The organism is Rhizobium sp. 01N424 (genome assembly GCF_056399485.1).
In genome coordinates this window covers 804,475-824,629 of record NZ_JBFTRK010000001.1, presented here as the reverse complement: position 1 = coordinate 824,629, position 20,155 = coordinate 804,475, and the positions used below count along the sequence as shown (strand labels likewise).

22 protein-coding genes are annotated in these 20,155 nt (G+C 61.8%); 12 read left to right on the top strand and 10 right to left on the bottom strand.

The features are described 5' to 3' along the window. Positions 1-32 precede the first annotated feature (32 nt). A complete protein-coding gene (locus AC1DNK_RS04200; protein ID WP_477939486.1) occupies positions 33-725 on the bottom strand; it encodes a DsbA family protein in 693 nt (230 codons plus the stop codon). A gap of 209 nt (positions 726-934) precedes the next feature. On the opposite strand from AC1DNK_RS04200, the gene AC1DNK_RS04195 reads away from it, so the two are divergent. Together AC1DNK_RS04195 and AC1DNK_RS04190 are read left to right on the top strand one after the other, a co-directional pair. Further along, positions 935-1,174 (top strand): FitA-like ribbon-helix-helix domain-containing protein, encoded by a 240-nt coding sequence (locus AC1DNK_RS04195; RefSeq protein ID WP_477939484.1) that lies wholly within the window; start codon positions 935-937, stop codon positions 1,172-1,174. Next, the gene (locus AC1DNK_RS04190; RefSeq protein WP_477939482.1) at positions 1,171-1,590 is read left to right on the top strand and encodes a PIN domain-containing protein; all 420 of its coding nucleotides are present in this window, start codon (positions 1,171-1,173) and stop codon (positions 1,588-1,590) included. Before AC1DNK_RS04195 ends, AC1DNK_RS04190 begins: the two co-directional genes overlap by 4 nt. Before the next feature lie 5 nt (positions 1,591-1,595). Here AC1DNK_RS04190 and AC1DNK_RS04185 read toward each other — a convergent pair whose 3' ends face one another. After that, complete coding sequence (locus AC1DNK_RS04185) at positions 1,596-2,081, bottom strand: DUF721 domain-containing protein (protein WP_112518220.1); 486 nt, start codon at positions 2,079-2,081, stop codon at positions 1,596-1,598. A gap of 95 nt (positions 2,082-2,176) precedes the next feature. Here AC1DNK_RS04185 and mutY point away from each other — a divergent pair, with 95 nt between their 5' ends. From mutY to AC1DNK_RS04165, 4 genes are all read left to right on the top strand, one after another. Next, the gene (gene mutY, locus AC1DNK_RS04180) at positions 2,177-3,268 is read left to right on the top strand and encodes an A/G-specific adenine glycosylase (RefSeq protein ID WP_477939480.1); all 1,092 of its coding nucleotides are present in this window, start codon (positions 2,177-2,179) and stop codon (positions 3,266-3,268) included. Positions 3,269-3,271: 3 nt separating this feature from the next. Then, positions 3,272-3,880 carry an HAD family hydrolase gene (locus AC1DNK_RS04175; RefSeq protein WP_477939478.1) on the top strand — a complete coding sequence of 203 codons (609 nt, stop codon included), beginning with the start codon at positions 3,272-3,274 and terminating at the stop codon, positions 3,878-3,880. 2 nt (positions 3,881-3,882) lie between these two features. Then, positions 3,883-4,248, top strand: a complete 366-nt coding sequence (locus AC1DNK_RS04170; RefSeq protein ID WP_477939475.1) for a nuclear transport factor 2 family protein — start codon at positions 3,883-3,885, stop codon at positions 4,246-4,248. Positions 4,249-4,502: 254 nt separating this feature from the next. Beyond that, the gene (locus tag AC1DNK_RS04165) at positions 4,503-5,423 is read left to right on the top strand and encodes a hypothetical protein (protein ID WP_477939473.1); all 921 of its coding nucleotides are present in this window, start codon (positions 4,503-4,505) and stop codon (positions 5,421-5,423) included. 75 nt (positions 5,424-5,498) lie between these two features. On the opposite strand, the gene AC1DNK_RS04160 is transcribed toward AC1DNK_RS04165, so the two are convergent. The 5 genes from AC1DNK_RS04160 to AC1DNK_RS04140 form a co-directional block, all read right to left on the bottom strand. Next, positions 5,499-5,969: a DUF6790 family protein gene (locus tag AC1DNK_RS04160; protein ID WP_477939471.1), complete on the bottom strand. Its 471-nt coding sequence runs from the start codon at positions 5,967-5,969 to the stop codon at positions 5,499-5,501. Positions 5,970-6,138: 169 nt separating this feature from the next. Beyond that, positions 6,139-7,269, bottom strand: a complete 1,131-nt coding sequence (locus AC1DNK_RS04155; protein ID WP_112518152.1) for a site-specific DNA-methyltransferase — start codon at positions 7,267-7,269, stop codon at positions 6,139-6,141. 148 nt (positions 7,270-7,417) lie between these two features. Continuing rightward, the gene (locus tag AC1DNK_RS04150) at positions 7,418-8,791 is read right to left on the bottom strand and encodes a TadE/TadG family type IV pilus assembly protein (RefSeq protein WP_477939469.1); all 1,374 of its coding nucleotides are present in this window, start codon (positions 8,789-8,791) and stop codon (positions 7,418-7,420) included. Positions 8,792-8,994: 203 nt separating this feature from the next. Beyond that, positions 8,995-9,351 carry an antibiotic biosynthesis monooxygenase family protein gene (locus AC1DNK_RS04145; RefSeq protein WP_310291835.1) on the bottom strand — a complete coding sequence of 119 codons (357 nt, stop codon included), beginning with the start codon at positions 9,349-9,351 and terminating at the stop codon, positions 8,995-8,997. Continuing rightward, positions 9,348-9,677, bottom strand: coding sequence for an NIPSNAP family protein (locus AC1DNK_RS04140; RefSeq protein WP_477939467.1), 330 nt, complete (start codon positions 9,675-9,677; stop codon positions 9,348-9,350). Before AC1DNK_RS04140 ends, AC1DNK_RS04145 begins: the two co-directional genes overlap by 4 nt. 72 nt (positions 9,678-9,749) lie before the next feature. On the opposite strand from AC1DNK_RS04140, the gene AC1DNK_RS04135 reads away from it, so the two are divergent. Then, entirely contained in the window at positions 9,750-10,436 is a 687-nt protein-coding gene (locus tag AC1DNK_RS04135) for an ArsR/SmtB family transcription factor (protein ID WP_477939465.1), read from the top strand. A gap of 5 nt (positions 10,437-10,441) precedes the next feature. Here AC1DNK_RS04135 and AC1DNK_RS04130 read toward each other — a convergent pair whose 3' ends face one another. After that, positions 10,442-11,107: a GntR family transcriptional regulator gene (locus AC1DNK_RS04130; protein WP_112386424.1), complete on the bottom strand. Its 666-nt coding sequence runs from the start codon at positions 11,105-11,107 to the stop codon at positions 10,442-10,444. A gap of 180 nt (positions 11,108-11,287) precedes the next feature. On the opposite strand from AC1DNK_RS04130, the gene AC1DNK_RS04125 reads away from it, so the two are divergent. Beyond that, on the top strand, positions 11,288-11,977 hold the full coding sequence (locus AC1DNK_RS04125; RefSeq protein WP_112386425.1) for an HAD family hydrolase: 690 nt from the start codon (positions 11,288-11,290) through the stop codon (positions 11,975-11,977). Here the strand turns inward: AC1DNK_RS04125 and AC1DNK_RS04120 are convergent, their stop codons facing one another. After that, a complete protein-coding gene (locus tag AC1DNK_RS04120; protein WP_477939463.1) occupies positions 11,978-12,895 on the bottom strand; it encodes a diacylglycerol/lipid kinase family protein in 918 nt (305 codons plus the stop codon). Positions 12,896-12,955: 60 nt separating this feature from the next. Beyond that, positions 12,956-13,654: a hypothetical protein gene (locus tag AC1DNK_RS04115; RefSeq protein WP_477939879.1), complete on the bottom strand. Its 699-nt coding sequence runs from the start codon at positions 13,652-13,654 to the stop codon at positions 12,956-12,958. 199 nt (positions 13,655-13,853) lie between these two features. Between AC1DNK_RS04115 and thrC the strand changes: the two genes are divergently transcribed. From thrC to AC1DNK_RS04095, 4 genes are read left to right on the top strand one after another with little or no spacing between them, the layout of a single operon-like run. Beyond that, positions 13,854-15,254, top strand: coding sequence for a threonine synthase (thrC, locus tag AC1DNK_RS04110; protein ID WP_477939461.1), 1,401 nt, complete (start codon positions 13,854-13,856; stop codon positions 15,252-15,254). A 24-nt stretch (positions 15,255-15,278) separates the two neighbouring features. Then, a complete protein-coding gene (locus tag AC1DNK_RS04105) occupies positions 15,279-16,577 on the top strand; it encodes a M16 family metallopeptidase (RefSeq protein WP_112518159.1) in 1,299 nt (432 codons plus the stop codon). Positions 16,578-16,605: 28 nt separating this feature from the next. Further along, the gene (locus tag AC1DNK_RS04100; RefSeq protein WP_477939458.1) at positions 16,606-17,220 is read left to right on the top strand and encodes a GNAT family N-acetyltransferase; all 615 of its coding nucleotides are present in this window, start codon (positions 16,606-16,608) and stop codon (positions 17,218-17,220) included. Further along, on the top strand, positions 17,217-20,129 hold the full coding sequence (locus AC1DNK_RS04095) for an EAL domain-containing protein (RefSeq protein WP_310291852.1): 2,913 nt from the start codon (positions 17,217-17,219) through the stop codon (positions 20,127-20,129). Before AC1DNK_RS04100 ends, AC1DNK_RS04095 begins: the two co-directional genes overlap by 4 nt. Positions 20,130-20,155 lie beyond the last annotated feature (26 nt).

The following is a 20,155-nucleotide window of genomic DNA, read 5'->3' as shown; positions in this document are numbered from 1 at the left end:
GAGGGCCGCCCGTCAGATTAGAACGGTACGGTTCAGAGCAGGCTGTCGATAAGTGCCGACATGGAGTCAACCGTCATGTCCCCAGCGTAACGCTTGCCGTTGATCAGGAAAGTAGGCGTCGCGTTGACGCCGAACTCCTTGGAGCCCCTTTCCCGCGTGGCGTTCACTTCATCCAGAAGCTTCTGGTTCGTCAAGCACTTCGTAAAGCTATCCTCACTAAATCCAGCAAGTTTGGACATCTGCAGAAGGGCTGCGCGGCGATCGTCGGCTGCGGCCCAGGTTTCCTGCTGCTTGAAGAGCATCGACACCATCGGGAAATACTGTTCCGGCGTGCTGAGCTTCGTCGGATCGGAAGCGTTGCAGCGGGCCAGCATGAAGGCTGCGGCAGCGGCCGGATCGAACGGGAATTCGCGGATGATGAAGCGGACCTTGCCGGTCTCGACATACTTCTTCTTGATCTCATCGAAGGTAGTGTTGTGGAAGTGGGCGCAATGCGGGCAGGTCATCGACATATATTCGACGATCTTGACCTTGGCATCTTCCGGACCGAGCGCCATTTCCGGCAGTTCGCCGGGCTTGAGCACCGCATCCATGTCGACATCGCCTTCGGGCTGCGGAATTTCGACCGCCGCCTGTGCTGCCGTGGAGAGCGCCAAAGTCGCGCCTGCAGCGGCGACACCGCTCAGGAGCTGGCGTTTCGTCATTTGCATTTCAGAGATGTGCATGGATTCCCCATAAGCAAGAGTAGCGGCTGAATGTGCGATATAACGGCTAAAGGCCGCGAACAAGGCACGCTTCGCCAACTTTCTTCAAAGAATTGTGACCTTGCAAAGGCTAAGGGATGAATTGTTCTTCATCTGACCTGATTGGCCAGGAAATTCTTGATTGATATCATTGCATCAAGAATGATATCATCGGGAGTATGGAGGCGAAAATGTCCGCTATCGTTGTTCGCAATCTGCCTGGAGAAACGCACCGCGCCCTGAAGCAGCGGGCGGCCAAGAACGGGCGCAGCACTGAGGCGGAAATCCGCAGTATCCTGGAGGAAGCGGTGCGGCCAGCCGAGCGACTGAAGATCGGATCGGAACTGGCCGCATTTGCGAAAGAGATCGGCGACGCAGATCTCACTTTCGAACGTGATCAGACACCTGTCGATGCCGCGGATTTCGAATGATCATTCTCGATACAAACGTGATTTCGGAGCCGATGAAGCCCGACGGAGACCCGAAAGTCCTGGCATGGCTGAACGACCAGGCAGCCGAGACGCTCTATCTCACGTCGGTCAATCTCGCCGAACTGCTGGCCGGGCTGGAAATTCTTCCTGACGGCAAACGGAAGGCAGGGCTTCATCAGAAGCTTTTGGACCTGCTGTCTCGCCTCTTCGAGGGACGTGTCCTGCCCTTCGACGAACAGGCAGCGAGAGAATTTGCACCGTTGATCGCCAAGGCGCGTAGCACAGGCCGCGTTATTTCCATGGCCGACGGGCAGATCGCAGCGATCGCCAAAACCCGTGGCTTTACGGTTGCCACGCGGGATGTAGCGCCATTCGAGGCCGCTGGTGTTCCGATCATCAATCCGTGGGAAATTTGACGCGTTTACCGCCGCTTCCCCAGCACCGCAGTACCCAGCCGCTTGACCGCCTCGCGCAGCTTGTCGCCCTCGATGCCTTCCAGCATGCCTTCGAGCTTGCGGGCCGCCTCGCCTTTCAGCGGTGGCGGGGTGCGGGAGCGTTTGCTGGCCTGCGAGACGGGCTTCTGGACGATGCGGATCTGGTGGACGGCGGAGAAGCCGAAGAAGCTGTTGATGCGCTGGATCAGTTCGCCCTGGGCGTGGGTGAGGAAGAGCGCGCGCGCGCCTTCGCAGGCGATCGTCAAGACGCCGGGCTTGTAGGTGCCGTCCTCACCGCCTCTGGCCCAGGCGATCTTTTCGGGCCGCGTGCAATCGGCAAAATCCTCGCCGGCGATTTCGTCCCAGGAACCGAGCAGCGCGGTGTTGATGCCGGCGCGCTTGGCGAGCACCGGATCGATCAGGCCGTTCGCCAGTTCGGAGATCTGCTTCTCACCTTTGCGTGGATAACTCATCGAAACCTTCTGATGCTGCCGCCAATCGGCAGGGCCGCCTTGATCCGCGGCAATGCTTCGCCAATTATAGGCCACTCCCCTGCCTCCGGTAAACGATGACTTCAAAGACATTGACCGCGCCCAGCGCAAAGCCCCTGCTCGACTGGTACGACCGCCACCACCGCGATCTGCCCTGGCGTATCTCGCCGCCGATGGCGGCGCGCGGCGTCAAGGCCGATCCCTATCGCATCTGGCTGTCGGAGGTCATGCTGCAGCAGACGACGGTGCAGGCGGTAAAGCCCTATTTCGCCAATTTCCTGGCGCGCTGGCCGACGGTCAACGATCTGGCGGCGGGGCCGAGCGACGATGTCATGGCCGCCTGGGCAGGGCTCGGCTATTACGCCCGCGCTCGCAATCTGAAGAAATGCGCCGAAGCGGTGGCTGCTGAACATGGCGGCATCTTCCCGGATAGCGAAGAGGGCCTGAAGTCGCTGCCCGGGATCGGCGACTATACGGCGGCGGCCGTTGCCGCGATCGCCTTCAACCGTCAGGCGGCCGTGATGGATGGCAATGTCGAGCGGGTGATTTCCAGGCTCTATGCCATTTCAACGCCGCTGCCGGCGGGCAAGCCGCTGATGAAGCAGAAGGTGGTGTTGCTGACGCCAGCCGACCGGCCAGGCGATTTCGCCCAGGCGATGATGGATCTGGGCGCCACGATCTGCACGCCGAAGCGTCCTGCCTGTTCGCTCTGTCCGTTCAATGGATCGTGCGAGGCATTGCGGCTGCACGATCCCGAACTGTTTCCGGTGAAGGCTGCGAAGAAAGAGAAGTCGGTGCGGCAGGGTGCGGCATTCGTGGCAGTCACCGGAGAGGGCGAGATCCTGCTGCGGCGGCGGATCGAAAGCGGACTGCTCGGAGGCATGACGGAGGTTCCGACAACGGGGTGGACGGCGCGGATCGACGGGGCGACAGGGACAGATGCCGCGCCCTTTCCGGCTGAATGGCAGCCCTGCGGCACCGTCATTCACGTCTTCACCCATTTCGAACTCAGGCTGCAGATCTACCGTGTGGCGATCGCCGATCCCGTTGAAATCAATGACGGATGGTGGGAAGCGGTTACAAATCTTGAAGCCCAGGCGCTGCCGACGATCATGAAAAAAGCGATCGCAGCGGCTATTCCTCTCGCGTTCAAATCAGTCAAGGAATGATAGATGCCCATCAATCATATTGTCTTCGATATCGGTAAAGTGCTGATCCACTACGATCCGAGCCTGCCCTACCAGCGGCTGATCCCCGATGCCGGAGAGCGCAAGTGGTTCTTCGACAATGTCTGCACCCATGACTGGAACATCGAGCAGGACCGCGGTCGCTCCTGGAAAGAAGCCGAGGCGCTGCTGATCGACGCGCATCCGGAGCGCGAAGAGCAGATCCGGCACTTCCGCAAATACTGGCACGAGATGGTGCCGCATGCCTATGACGACAGCGTCGTGGTGATGGAAGAGCTGATCGCACGCGGCCATGACGTGACGATGCTGACGAATTTCGCGTCCGACACGTTTCGCGAGGCACAGGTGCGCTATCCCTTCCTGACGAAGACGCGCGGCGTTACCGTCTCGGGCGATGTGAAGCTGATCAAGCCGGATGTGGCGATCTACGAGATGCATGCCGACAGCTTCGGCCTCGATCCGGCAACATCCATCTTCATCGACGATACCGTTGCCAATGTCGAAGGTGCCCGGAAAGCCGGCTGGCAGGCCGTGCATTTCACCGGTGCGGATAAGCTGCGCGCCGACCTCAGAGCACATGGCGTGGAGATCTGATCATGGCATTCGATCCGGTCGAAGAGATCAAGCTTTTCCATGGCGCGATCAATGCGCTCGATTTCCAGACGATCGAGAACTATTTCGCCGATGAGGCGACCTATGTCTCGAACGGCGTCGGCAGCCTTGCCGGGCGCGAGCAGATCATGACGGCGTTCCGCAAGTATTTTGACGATTACCCGGATCAGACGGCGATTGACACGCTGGTGGAAAAGGTAAGTCCGCGGGCCGGGCGCGCGGTCTGGTCGGTCCGGGCAACGCATAGCGGCACCGGCAAGCCGCTGATCCGCGAGGGCGAGGAAACCATCACCTTCAACGAGGATGGCCGCGTCACGCATGTGCAGGTTACCGATTACCAGGCATTTTGATCGGAAGGGCGGTATCGCTGCCGCCCTTTCCGCAACAATCTCTACAAATCTCACAACCAGCTGAAAGACTTCAGGAACATTCTTCTTTTCCGGTTGTTTTGATCTCAGCCGCATCACTTGCGGCAGGCATCAATCAGCAGCCCGGCAGAGCCGGCAGGAGGAATAGGATGGGTAGAGGTATTTTGCTTTGGTTTCTCGGGGTTCCGATTCCGCTGATCCTGATCATCCTTCTGTTCTGGCACTAGGAGATCACGATGTCGCAACCCGTATCGAGCGTCGTTACCGGCGCTCCGCAGGAATCGTCGTCCTCGGCCGTCAGCTGGGGACCGATCCTTGCCGGCACGCTGGCCGCAACGGCGATCACCCTGATCTTCATGCTGATCGGCTCCGGACTGGGGCTGACGATGATTTCGCCCTTCGCCAACAGCAGCAGTTCGCTGGCGACGATCGGGGCGACGGCGGCTGTGTGGCTGATCGTTGTGCAATGGACGTCGTCGGCGCTCGGCGGCTATATCACCGGCCGGCTTCGCTCAAAGTGGGTCGGGGTTCACACCTATGAGGTGTTCTTCCGCGATACGGCGCATGGCTTTCTGGCCTGGGCATTGGCAACGCTTATTGTTATCGGCCTGCTTGGTTCGGCGGTATCCTCGCTCGTCAGTGCCGGTGCGAGTGCGACCGCGACTGCGGTTGGAGCAACGGCGGCTGCAGGCGGTGCCGGAGCAGCAGCAGCCGTTTCCAACTCCGACGGCAGCGGCGGCTTCTCCACGTCCTACTTTACTGATGCGCTGCTGCGCCCGGCAGATGGCCGGACCGCCCCGCAGAACCAGAGCAACGAAGCCGTGAGCGCCGAGATTTCCCGCGTGCTGATCAGCGGTGCGGCGCAGGGCGAAATCGCTGCCGACGATCGTGCCTATCTCGACCAGGTGGTTGCCTCGCGCACCGGGCTTTCCGAAGCCGACGCGAAGACCCGCGTCGATGGCGTGCTGAAGCGGATCGACGATGCGAAGGTGGCGGCACAGAAAGCGGCCGATACGGCCCGCAAGACGGCATCGGGTGTTGCGCTGATCGGCGCCATGTCGCTGCTCGTCGGCGCCTTCATCGCCAGTGTGTCGGCGGCTATCGGCGGACGCCAGCGGGACGACGATGAAGAGCGCGAGGCGCTTCTGAGACGCTGACAGCCCGACCTGCGATCAAACTAGACGCCCGGATACGTTCCGGGCGTTTTTCTGTTTGCCTGACGCGACGCGTTTCTACGCTGCGAAAGTCAGGACGTGGGCGGCGAGATAGATGGCAAGCACGGCAGAGATGCCGATGTCGGAGAGCATGGCAATGGTCTCGTTTCTGTTCCTCGACGGCTGCGTAAGGTGTTTCAGCCCAGCCAGACCGAAGAAAATGCAGCCGACCAATGCAGCCGGCACTACCCAGCTCGGCTGGAAAAGACTTACGGCGCCCAGCAATCCGATCGACAGATTGCCGAAGCCGATCTCCTGGACCAGCGCAAAGGCTTTCTCGTCAGTGATGCCGAAGATCTTTTCGGCCGTAAAGGACGGCTGGGCGACCTGCTTGAGACCAGCGAGCAGAAGGCGCAGGCCGACGCCCCAGAACACGAACCACTTGCCGACGAGAAAAAACAGATCGGCATTGCCGGAGAAGACCGCTTCCGAAATCACGGAAACGACGGGCAATACCAGCATCAACAAAAGCACTGTTGCGAAATACATGACAGCCCCCAAGATCACGCATTGGCTGCCAGTTAACGATGGGACGCGGCAAGTTAGCAAGATCAAAAGAAAGGCGCCCGGGGTGTTGATCCCGGGCGCCATGAGCCTTCTTCCGTAACTGGAGGTACAAACACCGGAAGAAGGTAGTCTCGATCGGTAAAGGCTTACGTTATTCGGCCTTCGCCAGATCACTGCGGATGACGGCCCGGAGATCGTCGATCGGGCGCAGGGTCTGCCCGTCTTCGAAATGCCAGAAGGTCCATCCGTTGCATGCATCAAGACCCTGAACCTTTGCGCCCAGGCGATGAATGGAGCCGGCGTCGCCGCCGGAGGCCACGGTGCCATCGGCGCGGACGATCGCGCTGTAGCGGCGGCGTGCATCGTAGAGCACCTGGCCGGGCTTGATCAGACCGCTTTCGACGAGAACGTTGAAGGCGACGCGCACTTCCTGCTTCTTGCCGGTCATGACAGTCAGCTCCGCCTTGCCGAGCGGCTCGACGGCGGCGATGCGGGCGGACGCCGCATCGATGTAATCCTGCTCGCGCTCGATGCCGACGAAGTGGCGGCCGAGGCGCTTGGCGACGGCGCCCGTCGTGCCCGAACCGAAGAACGGATCGAGGATCACGTCACCCGGCTTCGAGGAGGCCATGATGACGCGAGCGAGCAGTGCTTCCGGCTTCTGGGTCGGATGAACCTTCTTGCCATCGTCGCCCTTCAGGCGCTCACCGCCGCTGCAGATCGGAAACAGCCAATCCGAGCGCATCTGCACGTCGTCGTTCGATGCCTTCAGCGCATCGTAATTGAAGGTGTAGCCCTTGGCCTTGGCGTCCGGGCTCGCCCAGATCATCGTCTCATGGGCGTTCTGGAACCGGCGGCCCTTGAAGTTCGGCATCGGGTTTGTCTTGCGCCAGACGATGTCATTGAGGATCCAGAAATTCAGATCCTGCAGCGTGGCGCCGACGCGGAAGATGTTGTGATAGGAACCGATGACCCAGATCGTGCCCGTCGGCTTCAGAACGCGGCGGCAGGCCAGAAGCCAGGCGCGCGTGAAGGCATCGTAGGCCTCGAAGGAAGCGAACTGATCCCACTCGTCATCGACGGCATCGACCAGCGACTGATCGGGACGGTGCAGCGTTCCGCCGAGTTGCAGGTTATAGGGCGGGTCGGCAAAGATCACATCGACGGAATTGGTCGGCAGGGCCTCGAGGGCCGCGACACAATCACCCTTGATGATCGTGTCGATCCAGGAATCCGGCTTAACGGAGGTCTTAAGATCGGCAAGCGGAAAGACAGACGCCATTATGTTACTCGCTCATACACTTACGCTTTTAACTGAGCGTTATGGTTACCCAGTTTGGTTACCAAAGCCTGAAGCGGTGAGCGATTTCGGGAAATTATCGAACTATACACGCAGAAAATGAAAAGGCGGGCACCTGGCCCGCCTCCCCTCAATTCGTCAGCCTGAGGCCGCTCGTGGCACTCGCCGCCTTGCTGAACAGGGCCGACATCGAGGCGGCCATGTCGTCGGTGGGTTTGACCTCGAAGAACAGCCCCTCGGTGGCGCAGGCTTTCAGGTTCGGTCCGATATTTTTGGCAAAGACCGGATTGATCGCCTGGTTCCAGATCGGATCGGTGGGGATCGGCAGGTAGGTGGTGTAGAGTACGGCGACCTTGATGCCGCGATCCTTCAGCGCCGAGCAGAGCTTCGGGTCGATCGGCTGCAGACAGCGGTCGGGGTTGGACCACCAGGAGCCGCCGGTGCAGCTGCTTTTGCGGCTGTCGCCCAGGCCGTCGGTCACGAAGAACACCACTTCCTGGCGGTCGCCGGTGCTGGCGCCGGTGCCGCCATCGGTCTTGATTTCCTTGCCGATGCTGGTCAACGCCGTGTCGAAACTCGTCAGCGCATCCTCGTTGAACTGATGATGCTGCGTCGTCATCAGGTTGATCTGGCCAATGGCGTTGCGCATGGTCGAGAGATCGCCGGTCAGGGTTGCGATCCGCTGGATACCGTAATAGGGCGCCGTTTCAGAGGCCGCGGCGCCGAACGTATAGGCGGCGAAGCGGTACTGGTTCGGCTGGGTTTCCCCGGCCGCATCATCCATCAGCCCCTTGACGGCCTCGGTCACCACGTCAATCCGCAGCGTTATATCGTTGGCGCGGGCAATGAGATAGTTGCTGTCCGTGTTTTCGACGCCGCTGCCCCAGACCATATGGCAGGCGAAGGCACAGTTGCGGCCCGCGGCATCCGGGGCATTTGCGGTCGCCTTCACCAGCGCATCGATGTCGGCCTGCGTCGCGCCGATACCCATCGACGGGGTATTGTCGAGCAGCAGGTAGAAGTCGGTATAGCTGGCGCTTGACATGCCGCCGCTGGAGGCGGTCGCCATGCCGCTGACAGGCATGGAATTGATGCCCAGGATCTTCATGAACGTGGTCGGCGCCTGCGTGCCGAAATTGACGGTGGAGGTGACGACACCGCTTTGCTTGGCAACCTTGATCGAGACGTTGATAGGCAGCGAGCCGGCAGTCTGGCTAAGGCCGCTTGAGCGCTGCGCCATGAACATCTGTTGCGCATCCTGCTCGGCAATACTGACCTCACCGTCGCCGGTCATCGACTGGATCGCCTTGTAGCCTGACGACTGCGGGGAGATGGCGCCGAGGGCTGCAGCATCGGCTGCCTCCATCAACTCGGTCCGAAGCTCGCTCTGGTCGCTGTAGTCGACAGCAAGACCTGCAGCGCCGAGCAGCGGCACCATCAGGATTGCCGTCATGACACCGAAATTGCCGCGCCGGTCCTTGAGAAAGAGACGTAAAGAACGCATTTTGAGTATGCCTCGGAGCTAAAATATAGTGCCGTTATGCACACCATTCGATAATATAGAGTAAGCATGGAAGCGTTTTCACAGCTTCGTGACTGAAATAGAAAGGCGATAAATACTTTAGATAGAAGTGATATTTCAATTTTATTCTATCACTGGTGGCATGCCGGAATTGACGCCGGCACGCCTTCGTTGTCTTGGCCCTTTCAAGCCCCGGCGGTGTCATGGACCTTGCGGCTGTCATCCGGCGCCTCGTCGCGCTCGAACATGCCGTAATCGCGGACGATGTGGCCGATGCGCAGGCGGTAATCGGCGAAGACGCCATTGCGGCCGGCGGCCTGGGCGTTGCGATGCGCCTCGCGGTTGCGCCAGCCCTTGACGGCATCCTCATCCCGCCAGAAGGAGAGCGACAGGATCTTGCCGCGCATCGTCAGGCTCTCGAAGCGCTCGATGGAGATGAAGCCATCCATGCTCTCCAGCTCGGCGCGCAGCTCTCCCGCCAGATCGAGATATTTGTGGCGTTCGCCGAGAAACGGCACGACCTCGAAGATGACGGCGATCATGGCTGCACCAGCCTGGCATGGGGTGCCGAAACATTTTTCAGGAAGATGCGGTCCTCCCGGAGGATGAAGCGCTCGCGCTTGGCGAATTCATAGTTCTCGCGGCCGCGCGGATCGGCGGCGAGCCTCGCACGGTAGGCTTCGTAGGCGGCAAGGCTTTCGATGTTGTAGACACCGTAGGCCGTCGTAAGCGAGCCCTCGTGCGGGGCGAAATAGCCGATCAGGTCGGCGCCGTTCTGCGGGATCGCCTGTCCCCAGTTGCGGGCATATTCGGCGAAGGCGTCCTTCTTGAAAGGATCGATCTCGTAGCGGATGAAGCAGGTGAGCATCTCTTTCTCCTGTTGTTGTGAGAAGAGTTTTGCCATGTTGCGGCACCGGCATGCTTCGGTTATGATCGAAGTATGAAAGAAGGACCAGACATCGCACAGATCGGCTCGCTCATCGGCGATCCCGCCCGCGCCAACATGCTGACGGCGCTGATGGGCGGCAAGGCGCTGACGGCGACGGAGCTTGCGGCCGCCGGCGGCATCACGCTGCAGACGGCGAGCACGCATCTTGCCAAGCTTGAGGCCGGCAGCCTGCTTTCGCAGCGCAAGCAGGGACGCCACCGCTATTTCACGCTTGCCGATGACGGCGTCGGCAAGCTGCTGGAAAGCATCATGGGCTTTGCCGCCGGACGCGGGCATCTGCGCCACCAGCCGGGACCAAAGGAACCGGCGCTGCGCAAGGCACGCATCTGTTACGATCATCTGGCTGGCGATTACGGCGTGCGGATGCTGGACAGCCTCGTCGCCTCCGGGGCGATCGACGCCATCGGCGATGGACTGGCGGTGACGGCAAAGGGCGAGGACCGGTTCCAGTGCATCGGCATAGACCTGCACGGCCTGAAATCCTCGCGCCGTCCGCTCTGCCGCTCCTGCCTCGACTGGAGCGAGAGGCGCGCGCATCTGGCGGGCAGCCTCGGCAAGGCGCTGCTTTCCAACTTCTTCGACAAGGGCTGGGCGCGGCGCACGGCCGAAAGCCGCTCGGTGATCTTTTCGCCCGAAGGCGAGCGGCAGTTTCTGCAGCTCTTTCCGGTCGAGACCTGATCCAATCAGCCGACGATGGCGAAGGCTTCCGGTTCGCCGGGCTTGCGCGCCGAGGGCGAACGGCCGATCCATTGCACATGTTTCTGCAGGATGACGGCTGCCTCATCGATGCGGCCCTGGCGTAGCGCCAGCAGGATGGCGCGGTGATCGTGGTCGGTGCGCTTTTCCCAGCCGGAACGCCAGGCCGAGAACAGGAACCGGGCGCTTGCCGCATGCAGATCGTCGATCGCCGCCAACAGGCGGTTCATGTTGCAGGGCGCGAGGATCAGCCGGTGGAAGCGGCGGTTCGCCTCTTCCCAGGCATGCACGTCGGCGGCCGCATCGCCATCCCGGGTCGCCTGCTCCGCGGCATCGAGGATCGCCGATGTCAGATGCTTGGCGGCGTGGCGGAGCGCCAGAACCTCAAGCGCCGCGCGCATTTCGGCGACTTCACGCACCTCTTCCAGATCGAAGGAGGCAACGCGCACACCGCGGCGCGGCTCGCTGATCGCCAGCCCCTGCGCTTCGAGGCGGCGGAAGGCTTCGCGCACTGGCACATGGCTGGTGCCGAATTCCTCGGCGATATGGTCCTGCCGAAGCCTGACGCCGGCGGCCAGTTCACCATGCACGATACGCTCCGCCAGGATGCGGCTGATGCGGCTTGCGATCGTGTCTTCGGGTTCCTTGGCCATGCTGTCCAGTAATGCGCGGGAATCGGCTTGGCGAGGCTATCCTGCGGTGCCTTCCGGCGCAAATGGCATTCGGCGGCGCCAAGCCGCCCACAGCGCGCATCGCTGCCATGTCAACGCCCCCGTTGAGCTTTGGAACGCCATCGTGTAAACCGCCGCCATCCCCAACAAGGCTGGACGAACATGCAGGGCTTCGACCTCATTATCTTCGACTGTGACGGCGTTCTGGTCGATTCCGAAATCATCGCGGCGCAAGTCGAATCCGCCCTTCTCACCGAGGCCGGTTACCCGATCAGCCCGGAAGAAATGGCCGAGCGGTTCGCAGGCCTGACCTGGAAGAACATTCTTCTGCAGGTCGAGCGTGATGCCAGCATCCCGCTTTCGGCCTCGCTGCTCGACAAGTCCGAGAAGCTGCTCGATCTCAAGCTCCAGCAGGATGTCGAGGCGATCGCCGGTGTCGCCGCTGCTATCGCCAAGCTCGATCTGCAGCGCTGCATCTGCTCCAATTCGAGCTCTGCACGCCTCGACATGATGCTCGGCAAGGTCGGCCTCAAGCCGCTGTTTGCGCCGAACATCTTTTCCGCCAAGGACCTTGGCCCCGACCGCACCAAGCCGAAGCCGGACATTTTCCTGCATGGCGCGGAGAAGATGGGCGTTTCGCCGTCGCGCACCGTGGTCGTCGAGGATTCCGTTCATGGCGTCCATGCGGCCCGTAGCGCCGGTATGCGCGTCATCGGCTTTACCGGTGCGTCGCACAGCTATCCCTCGCATGCCGACCATCTGACGGATGCGGGTGCGGAAACCGTGATCTCGCGGATGAGCGATCTTCCGGGTGTCGTTGCCGCACTTTCCGAATGGGAAGGCGCGCTCTGATCAGACGAGCAGGTTGACGGCGCCGGGCAGTATCTCGAAACGTGCCGGGATATGGCCCGGCGCCTCGCCGTCGCTATCGACAGGTGCCGCCTCGCCGGCCGGCCAGACCTCGACCAGACGCGCCCGGTGGATGCTGACCAGCGGGCTTTTCACGTGCTTGCCGCTGTAGATGCTGTTCATCAGCGTCAGCACGCGCAGCCTCGCGGCACCCCTGATAATCACCACATCGAAGAGCCCGTCGGAAACATCGGCGCCGGGTGCCACCTTCATGCCGCCGCCGAACCAGGCGCCGTTGGCGACCGCAACGGCGGTGATCGGCCCGTCATAGACATCCTCGCCATCGAGCCGCAGGCGGATCTTGCAGGGCTTGTAGCGCAGGATCTGCATCAGGCTGTGATAGAAGAACACCATCGGCCCCGGTAGCCGCCTGCCCCGCCGCGCCTCGTTGACGGCGCTGACGATCTTTCCCGAAACGCCGAAGCTGGCGATATTGATGAAATGCCGGGTGCAGCTCACGCCGTCTTCGTTTTCGCAGGTCAGCAGCCCGGCATCGACGGAGCGCACCGGCGCAGTCAACAGATGTTCGGCGATCTTCGAGGGTTCACGGGGGATGGCGAAATTGCGGGCGAAATCGCAGCCAGTGCCCGTCGGAATGAAGGAGAAGACCGCGCCCGGACGCCTTGATCTGAGGATACCTCCCGCCACCTCGCCGACCGTGCCATCGCCACCGACGGCCAGCACCAGATCGCAGCCGTCTTCGGCGAGTTCCCGCCCATGGCGCCCAGCATCGCCGAAACCCTTGGTCTCACGCAGGCTGATATCGGCCGAGCGGGCTTCGAGCGCACGCCGCAACGCGGACCAGAACACCCGCCTGCCCCGCCTTCCAGACGCCGGATTGAGAACGATGCCGATTTTCATCGCGAATAATCTCTCCCGCCATGACAGAAGCATGACGGAAGAAGCGAAACAAGCGGCCTGTTAGGAGCTCTTGGCTTTCTTCTTGGTCTTCGGGGCGTTGCCCTGATCGAAGCCGATATTGACGCGAACCAGCGAACCCGAACCCACCGGCAGCTTGAAGCCGTCGTGGCGGAACAGGACCTGCGTCGACGTCTGGCCAGCCGGTATCTGCGCGGTGAAGGGCACGGTCTCGCTGTTGATTGCACCCTGGCTGTCGACAGCGCTGATGCGAATCGGCAGCGACACGGTACCAGGGCCGCCTGCCGGACCGGCGAGTACGCGAACCTGCGCAACGATGGTCATCGTCAGGTTCTGGTCGTTCAGCGTGCACTGGCGCGTATAGTCACCGAATGCGGCCTGATAGACGATCTGGTCGGTCGGCTGCGCATCCTGCTGGCCTGCGGCGCTGTTGACGACGGCCTTCTTGCCGCCCTTGGCATAGGTGCGGAAGATCGCATCCTGATCGCGCATGTAGATCTGCGGGCAAGCGCCCTGAACGACCGGCTGTACGGAGCCTGACGCATTGGTGGCGGTGCCGATCGGCTTGTCTGTCGAAGATGGATTCTGCGGTGCCATCGGCATGATCTGCGCGGTGCCACCGGTCTGCGCGGAAGCCTCTGCCGGCTTGCTGTCGCCGCCCATTCCGAGCGAGCTGCAGCCTGCGAGAAGAGCGGCCAACGATGCGGAAGCGATGAGACGCGGGACTTTGCCGAACACGATTATTCCACCCTCTTACAAAGTTTTTTTGGCAGGCCCGAAGTCGCGTTTGCAAGGCCTTTCGTCACAGTTTGCGATGGTCTATATCAGCGGCGCAAAGAAAAATCGATTGGGTAAGCACTGTTTTGATGCACATTTCGGCTCGCAGCATTTCAGGCGCTTGCTTTCCTTCTCCGGATCGCTTCCGGCCATAACGTCAAGGATGAAGAACGTGGACTATATCTCGACCCGCGGCGAGGCCCCTTCTCTCGGCTTTTGCGATGCGCTTCTGACGGGTCTTGCCCGCGACGGCGGTCTCTACGTTCCGCGTCAATGGCCGCAGTTCTCCAAGAAGGACATCCGGGCGCTGCGCGGCAAGAGCTATCAGGATATCGCGTTCACGATTCTCTCGCCCTTCACCAATGGCGAAATTCCGGCCGAAACCTTCCGGGCGATGATCGACGAAGCCTATGGCACCTTCCGCCACCCGGCGATCGCGCCGCTGGTGCAGACCGGCCCGAACAGCTTCGTCATGGAGCTCTTCCACGGCACGACGCTCGCCTTCAAGGATGTGGCGATGCAGCTGCTCGCCCGCCTGATGGACTATGCGCTGGAAAAGCGCGGCGAGCGCGCGACGATCGTCGGCGCCACCTCCGGCGATACCGGCGGCGCGGCGATCGACGCCTTTGCGGGACGCGAGCGCACCGACATCTTCATCCTCTTCCCGCATGGCAAGGTGTCCCCGGTGCAGCAGCGGCAGATGACCACCTCGACATCGCCGAACGTGCATGCGCTTGCCGTCAACGGCAATTTCGACGACTGCCAGAATCTGGTGAAGGCGATGTTCAACGACGGCGCCTTCCGCGACAAGGTCAAGCTGTCGGGCGTCAACTCGATCAACTGGGCCCGCATCATGGCTCAGATCGTCTATTACTTCACCACCTCGGTGGCGCTCGGCGGACCGGACCGGAAGATCTCGTTCACCGTTCCGACGGGGAATTTCGGGGATATCTTTGCCGGTTATGCCGCCAAGAAGATGGGCCTGCCGATCGGCAAGCTGGTGATCGCCACCAACGAGAACGACATCCTGGCGCGGACGATGAAGACCGGCCGCTACGACATGAAGGATGTGAAGGCGACGACCTCTCCCTCCATGGATATCCAGATCTCCTCCAACTTCGAACGGCTGCTGTTCGAAGCCTATGACCGCGACGCTTCCAAGGTGCGCCATGCGATGGACAGCCTGAAGCAATCGAACGGTTTCGAGATCGCTCCGAAGGCGCTCGCCGCCATCAAGAAGGACTTCCGCGCCGGCCGTGCCAGCGAGAAGCAGGTGGCCCAGACGATCAAGGAAACGCTTGCCGAGACGGGCTATCTGCTCGATCCGCATTCGGCGATCGGCGTCTTCGTTGCCGCCAAGCACGAGAAGCCGAATACGCCGATGGTGACGCTTGCCACCGCCCACCCGGCTAAGTTCCCGGCGGCCGTAAAATCGGCCTCCGGTATTGACCCGGCGCTCCCGACGTGGCTTGCTGATCTGATGCTTAAGGAGGAGCGCTTCCAAGTCATCGATCCGGAACTTAAGGCCGTTGAAAGCTTTATCGGCAAGCATGCCCGGACGTAATTCGGCAGCGCAGAAAGATAGCCAATGACAGTTGAGTGCACCCGGCTCAAATCCGGGCTGACAGTAGTGACACAGACCATGCCGCACCTTGAAAGTGCCGCACTCGGGGTCTGGATCAAATCAGGTTCGCGCAACGAAACGGAAGACGAGCATGGCATTGCCCACCTGCTCGAACACATGGCTTTCAAGGGAACCGCACGCCGCTCGGCACGCGATATCGCAGAGGAAATCGAGGATGTCGGCGGTGAAGTGAACGCCGCAACCTCGACCGAAACGACCTCCTACTACGCCCGCGTCCTCAAGGACCACGTGCCGCTCGCCATCGATATCCTCGCCGACATCCTGACGGAATCGGCCTTCGAGGAAGATGAGCTGGAGCGCGAAAAGCAGGTCATCCTGCAGGAAATCAACGCCGCCAACGACACGCCCGATGACGTGGTTTTCGACAAGTTTTCGGAAACCGCCTACAAGGACCAGACGCTCGGCCGCGCCATTCTCGGTACGCCGGAGACGGTCGTTTCATTCTCGCCACAGCAGATCCGCACCTATCTCGGCCGCAACTACACGACCGACCGGATGTTCGTGGTCGCAGCCGGTGCCGTCGATCACGACGAGTTCGTGAAGATGGTGGAACAGCGTTTCGCCGGCCTGCCGACAGCGCCGATCGCGACGCCCGTCATGGAGCCCGCGCGCTATATCGGCGGCAATATCCGCGAGACCCGCGATCTCATGGATGCGCAGATCCTGCTCGGCTTCGAAGGCAAGGCCTATCACGCCCGCGACTTCTACTGTTCGCAGATCCTCGCCAACATTCTTGGCGGCGGCATGTCGTCCCGGCTGTTCCAGGAAGTGCGCGAAATTCGCGGCCTCTGCTACTCGATCTATGCGTTCCACTGGGGCTTCTCCGACACCGGCATCTTCGGGATCCATGCCGCGACCGGCGGCGAGAACCTGCCGGAGCTGGTGCCTGTGATCATCGACGAGCTGCACAAGTCTGCCGGCTCGATCGAGCAGAAGGAAATCGAGCGCGCCCGCGCCCAGATCCGCGCCCAGCTTCTGATGGGTCAGGAAAGCCCGGCCGCCCGTGCCGGCCAGATTGCCCGGCAGATGATGCTCTATGGCCGTCCGATCTCCAATCCGGAGATGATGGAGCGGCTGGAAGGCATCACCGTCGAGCGCCTGACCGACCTTGCCGGACGGCTGTTCTTCGACACCGTTCCGACGCTTTCGGCGATCGGACCGCTGGAGCAGCTTGCTCCGATGGAAGACATCGCCGCGTCGCTCTCCGCCCATGTGCCGCAATCCAAACAGGCAAGCCGCTAGACCGCTTTCAGCCCGCCGGGAGTGATCGATGCCCAAATCGGTATTTCGGTTCCTGTCGCGGCAGCCGGAAGCAGTCGAGCTGGAGAACAGCCGCTATGCGTTGCGGCTGCCGCGCTATCAGGATTTCAACCAGTGGCACAAGCTGCGCTCGGAAAGCCGCAAGTTCCTGGAACCCTGGGAGCCGACCTGGCGGCGTGACGAACTGACGGAGGGCGCCTTTCGCGCCCGCGTCATCCGCGGCAAGCAGGAATATGCGTCAGGACAGGCGATCCCGCTCTTCCTGTTTTCCAAACCGGACATGGAACTGCTCGGCGGCATCACCATCGGCTATATCAGGCGCGGGGCGGCGCAGAGCTGCATGATCGGCTACTGGATGGGCGAGAAACACGCCGGTCAGGGCCATATGTTCGCCGCACTTCAGTTGGTTATACCCTATATCTTCGCAGGGCTTGAGTTGCACCGTATCGAAGCAGCCTGTATTCCAGACAACGCACGGAGCATTCGCCTGCTTGAGAAAGCCGGGTTTCAGCGGGAAGGCTATCTGCGCGGATACTTGAAAATCAACGGTCAGTGGCATGACCATGTGATGTTTTCACTGATCGCCACCGATACGGATACAGGCAGGAAAACCGACAGCCGATGACCACGAACCGCATGCTGCACACATCACCGTCCGGCCGATTGATCGCGGTGATCGCAGCTCTCTTCCTGTCGGTGCTTGCGCTGGCCGCCGGTACCGCACATGCGGCTGAGCCGGTGAAGATTTCGCGCGACGACACCGCGCTCGACCTCACCAAGACCACCGAGATCTACGCCAATCAGGGCGAAGCGTTCCAGGTGTCCACAGCAGCCGGTGCCGATGGTATCCGGCGCCGTATTGAGGTACGTGCCAGCTCCGACAACCACCAGGGCGACTGGGCGGTTTTCGCGCTCGCCAACGTTTCGGAAGAGCAGCTGGAGCGCGTCATCGTCGCCCCGCATTTCCGCCTGGTGAATTCCAAGCTTTTCTGGCCTGACCTCGGCTCGCAGCGCATCATGGCGATCACTCCGAGCGAGGGCTTCGCGCTCGACCGGCAGCCGAGCGACGAGGCCGACGTCTTCCGCATCACGCTGAACCCCGGCGCCGTCATCACCTTCGTCGCCGAGCTTGCAAGCCCCGACCTGCCGCAGATCTATCTCTGGGAACCGGACGCCTACAAGGACACGATCAACGCGTTCACGCTCTACCGCGGCATCGTGCTCGGCATTGCCGGTCTGCTCGCCGTGTTCCTGACCATCCTGTTCGTCGTCAAGGGAACCTCGATGCTGCCGGCAACGGCAGCGCTCGCCTGGGCGGTGCTCGGCTATATCTGCGTCGATTTCGGCTTTCTCGGCAAGCTGATCAGCATCGCTTCGGCCGACCAGCGAATATGGCGCGCCTGCGCGGAAGTGGCGCTGGCCTCGAGTTTCGTCATCTTCCTGTTCACCTATTTGAACCTCAACCGCTGGCACACGCATCTCGGCTACGCGACGCTTGCCTGGGTGCTTGGTCTCGCCCTGCTCTTCGGCGTGGCGATCTACGACCCGTCGATCGCTGCCGGTATCGCCCGCCTCTCCTTCGCGCTGACGGCGACGATGGGTCTGGTGCTGATCGTCTATCTCGGCCTCAACCGCTATGACCGCGCCATCCTGCTCGTGCCCGCCTGGGCGCTGATCCTTGTGTGGATATTCGGGGCGTGGCTGACGATCACCGGCCGGCTCGACAACGACATCATCCAGCCGGCGCTTGGCGGCGGTCTGGTTCTGATCGTGCTCTTGATCGGCTTCACCGTGATGCAGCACGCCTTTGCGGGCGGCGCGTTCCAGCAGGGCCTGTTTTCCGATCTCGAACGCCAGTCACTGGCGCTGACCGGCTCCGGCGACATGGTCTGGGACTGGGACGTGGCGCGCGACCGGGTCGTCACCATTCCCGATGTTTCCGTGAAGCTCGGCCTGTCGCCGGGGACGATGCATGGCGCGGCGCGCAACTGGCTGCCGCGGCTGCATCCTGACGACCGCGACCGTTTCCGCGCCACGCTCGACGTGCTGCTTGAGCATCGCCGCGGCCGCCTGAACCACGAATTCCGCATCCGCGCCGAGGACGGGCATTTCCACTGGCTGCTGATCCGCGCCCGCCCTGTGCTCGGCTCCAACGGCGAAATCATCCGCTGCGTCGGCACGATCGTCGATGTGACGGAGCAGAAGAATTCCATCGAGCGGCTGCTGCACGACGCGCTGCACGACAACCTGACCGGCCTGCCGAACCGCCAGCTGTTCATCGACCGCCTGCAGTCGGTGCTGGCGCTGGCGCCTTCGGGCGATACGCTGCGCCCGACGGTGATGGTGATCGATATCGACCGCTACAAGCTGGTCAACGATGCACTCGGCGTTGCCGCGGGCGACAATATCCTGATCGCGCTGACCCGGCGCCTGCGCCGCCTGTTGAAGGCGCAGGACACGCTGGCGCGTCTGGCGGGCGACCAGTTCGGCCTGATCCTGGTTTCCGAGCGCGATCCGGCGAAGATCGCCGATTTTGCCGATGCGATCAGCAAGGCGATCATGGTGCCGATCAATTTCGCCAATCGCGAGATCGTCCTGACGGCGTCGATCGGCCTCTCCTCCTGGGTCGACCAGCAGGAGAATGCGGCCGGCATGCTGAGTGACGCCGAGCTGGCGATGTACCGCGCCAAGCGCGCCGGCGGCAATCGCGTCGAGCCATTCCGCCCGGCATTCCGCGATTTTGGGGCCGACAGGCTTCAGCTGGAATCGGATCTGCGCCGCGCCATCGAGCGCAAGGAACTGTCGATGGTCTATCAGCCGATCGCCCGGCTCGAGGATGTCGAGATCGCCGGTTTCGAGGCGCTGATGCGCTGGGAGCATCCGAAGCGCGGCAATATCCCGCCATCCGAGTTCATCCCGATCGCGGAAGCCTCCGACATCATCGGCCCGCTCGGGCTGTTTGCGCTGGAACAGGCGACCAACGACCTGATGGGCTGGCAGAACCAGACCGGCGAATTGCCGATCTTCGTTTCGATCAATCTCTCCAGCGTGCAGCTGCTCAACAACGAGCTTTATGACGACGTGCGCTCGGTGCTGGCGAAGACCCATTGCGAACCCTCGCGCCTGAAGCTGGAGCTGACGGAATCGATGGTGATGGAGAACCCGGAACAGGCGCGCCTGGTGCTGCAGAAGCTGAAGGAAGCAGGCCTTGGCCTCGCACTCGACGACTTCGGCACAGGCTATTCCTCCCTCTCCTACCTGACGCGCTTCCCGTTCGACACCATCAAGCTCGACAAGGCGCTGGTGCGAGACAATACCGACAAGAAGGCCACCATCCTGCGCTCGGTGATCAACATGGCCCGCGAACTGGACATGAAGGTCGTGGCCGAAGGCATCGAGTCCAACGAGGACGCGATCGAGCTTGCCAAGATGGGCTGCAGCTACGGCCAAAGCTACCTTTTCGGCCCCCCGATGCCGGCAGAATCGGTGCTGCGGCTGCTGAAGGAACGGTTTCCGCTGACGAAGCGGGCGTAAGCTATTCCATTGCCTATGCGGGAAAC

Coding starts and splice junctions, on each gene's coding strand:
- AC1DNK_RS04155 (WP_112518152.1), bottom strand. CDS start 7,269: ATGGCGTCTGTCTTTCCGCTTGCCGATCTTAAGACCTCCGTTAAGCCG.
- AC1DNK_RS04170 (WP_477939475.1), top strand. CDS start 3,883: ATGGCATTCGATCCGGTCGAAGAGATCAAGCTTTTCCATGGCGCGATC.
- AC1DNK_RS04095 (WP_310291852.1), top strand. CDS start 17,217: ATGACCACGAACCGCATGCTGCACACATCACCGTCCGGCCGATTGATC.
- AC1DNK_RS04150 (WP_477939469.1), bottom strand. CDS start 8,791: ATGCGTTCTTTACGTCTCTTTCTCAAGGACCGGCGCGGCAATTTCGGT.
- AC1DNK_RS04175 (WP_477939478.1), top strand. CDS start 3,272: ATGCCCATCAATCATATTGTCTTCGATATCGGTAAAGTGCTGATCCAC.
- AC1DNK_RS04185 (WP_112518220.1), bottom strand. CDS start 2,081: ATGAGTTATCCACGCAAAGGTGAGAAGCAGATCTCCGAACTGGCGAAC.
- thrC (WP_477939461.1), top strand. CDS start 13,854: ATGAAGAACGTGGACTATATCTCGACCCGCGGCGAGGCCCCTTCTCTC.
- AC1DNK_RS04125 (WP_112386425.1), top strand. CDS start 11,288: ATGCAGGGCTTCGACCTCATTATCTTCGACTGTGACGGCGTTCTGGTC.
- AC1DNK_RS04195 (WP_477939484.1), top strand. CDS start 935: ATGTCCGCTATCGTTGTTCGCAATCTGCCTGGAGAAACGCACCGCGCC.
- AC1DNK_RS04160 (WP_477939471.1), bottom strand. CDS start 5,969: ATGTATTTCGCAACAGTGCTTTTGTTGATGCTGGTATTGCCCGTCGTT.
- AC1DNK_RS04105 (WP_112518159.1), top strand. CDS start 15,279: ATGACAGTTGAGTGCACCCGGCTCAAATCCGGGCTGACAGTAGTGACA.
- AC1DNK_RS04135 (WP_477939465.1), top strand. CDS start 9,750: ATGAAAGAAGGACCAGACATCGCACAGATCGGCTCGCTCATCGGCGAT.
- AC1DNK_RS04145 (WP_310291835.1), bottom strand. CDS start 9,351: ATGATCGCCGTCATCTTCGAGGTCGTGCCGTTTCTCGGCGAACGCCAC.
- AC1DNK_RS04190 (WP_477939482.1), top strand. CDS start 1,171: ATGATCATTCTCGATACAAACGTGATTTCGGAGCCGATGAAGCCCGAC.
- AC1DNK_RS04200 (WP_477939486.1), bottom strand. CDS start 725: ATGCACATCTCTGAAATGCAAATGACGAAACGCCAGCTCCTGAGCGGT.
- AC1DNK_RS04165 (WP_477939473.1), top strand. CDS start 4,503: ATGTCGCAACCCGTATCGAGCGTCGTTACCGGCGCTCCGCAGGAATCG.
- AC1DNK_RS04140 (WP_477939467.1), bottom strand. CDS start 9,677: ATGCTCACCTGCTTCATCCGCTACGAGATCGATCCTTTCAAGAAGGAC.
- AC1DNK_RS04130 (WP_112386424.1), bottom strand. CDS start 11,107: ATGGCCAAGGAACCCGAAGACACGATCGCAAGCCGCATCAGCCGCATC.
- AC1DNK_RS04120 (WP_477939463.1), bottom strand. CDS start 12,895: ATGAAAATCGGCATCGTTCTCAATCCGGCGTCTGGAAGGCGGGGCAGG.
- AC1DNK_RS04100 (WP_477939458.1), top strand. CDS start 16,606: ATGCCCAAATCGGTATTTCGGTTCCTGTCGCGGCAGCCGGAAGCAGTC.
- mutY (WP_477939480.1), top strand. CDS start 2,177: ATGACTTCAAAGACATTGACCGCGCCCAGCGCAAAGCCCCTGCTCGAC.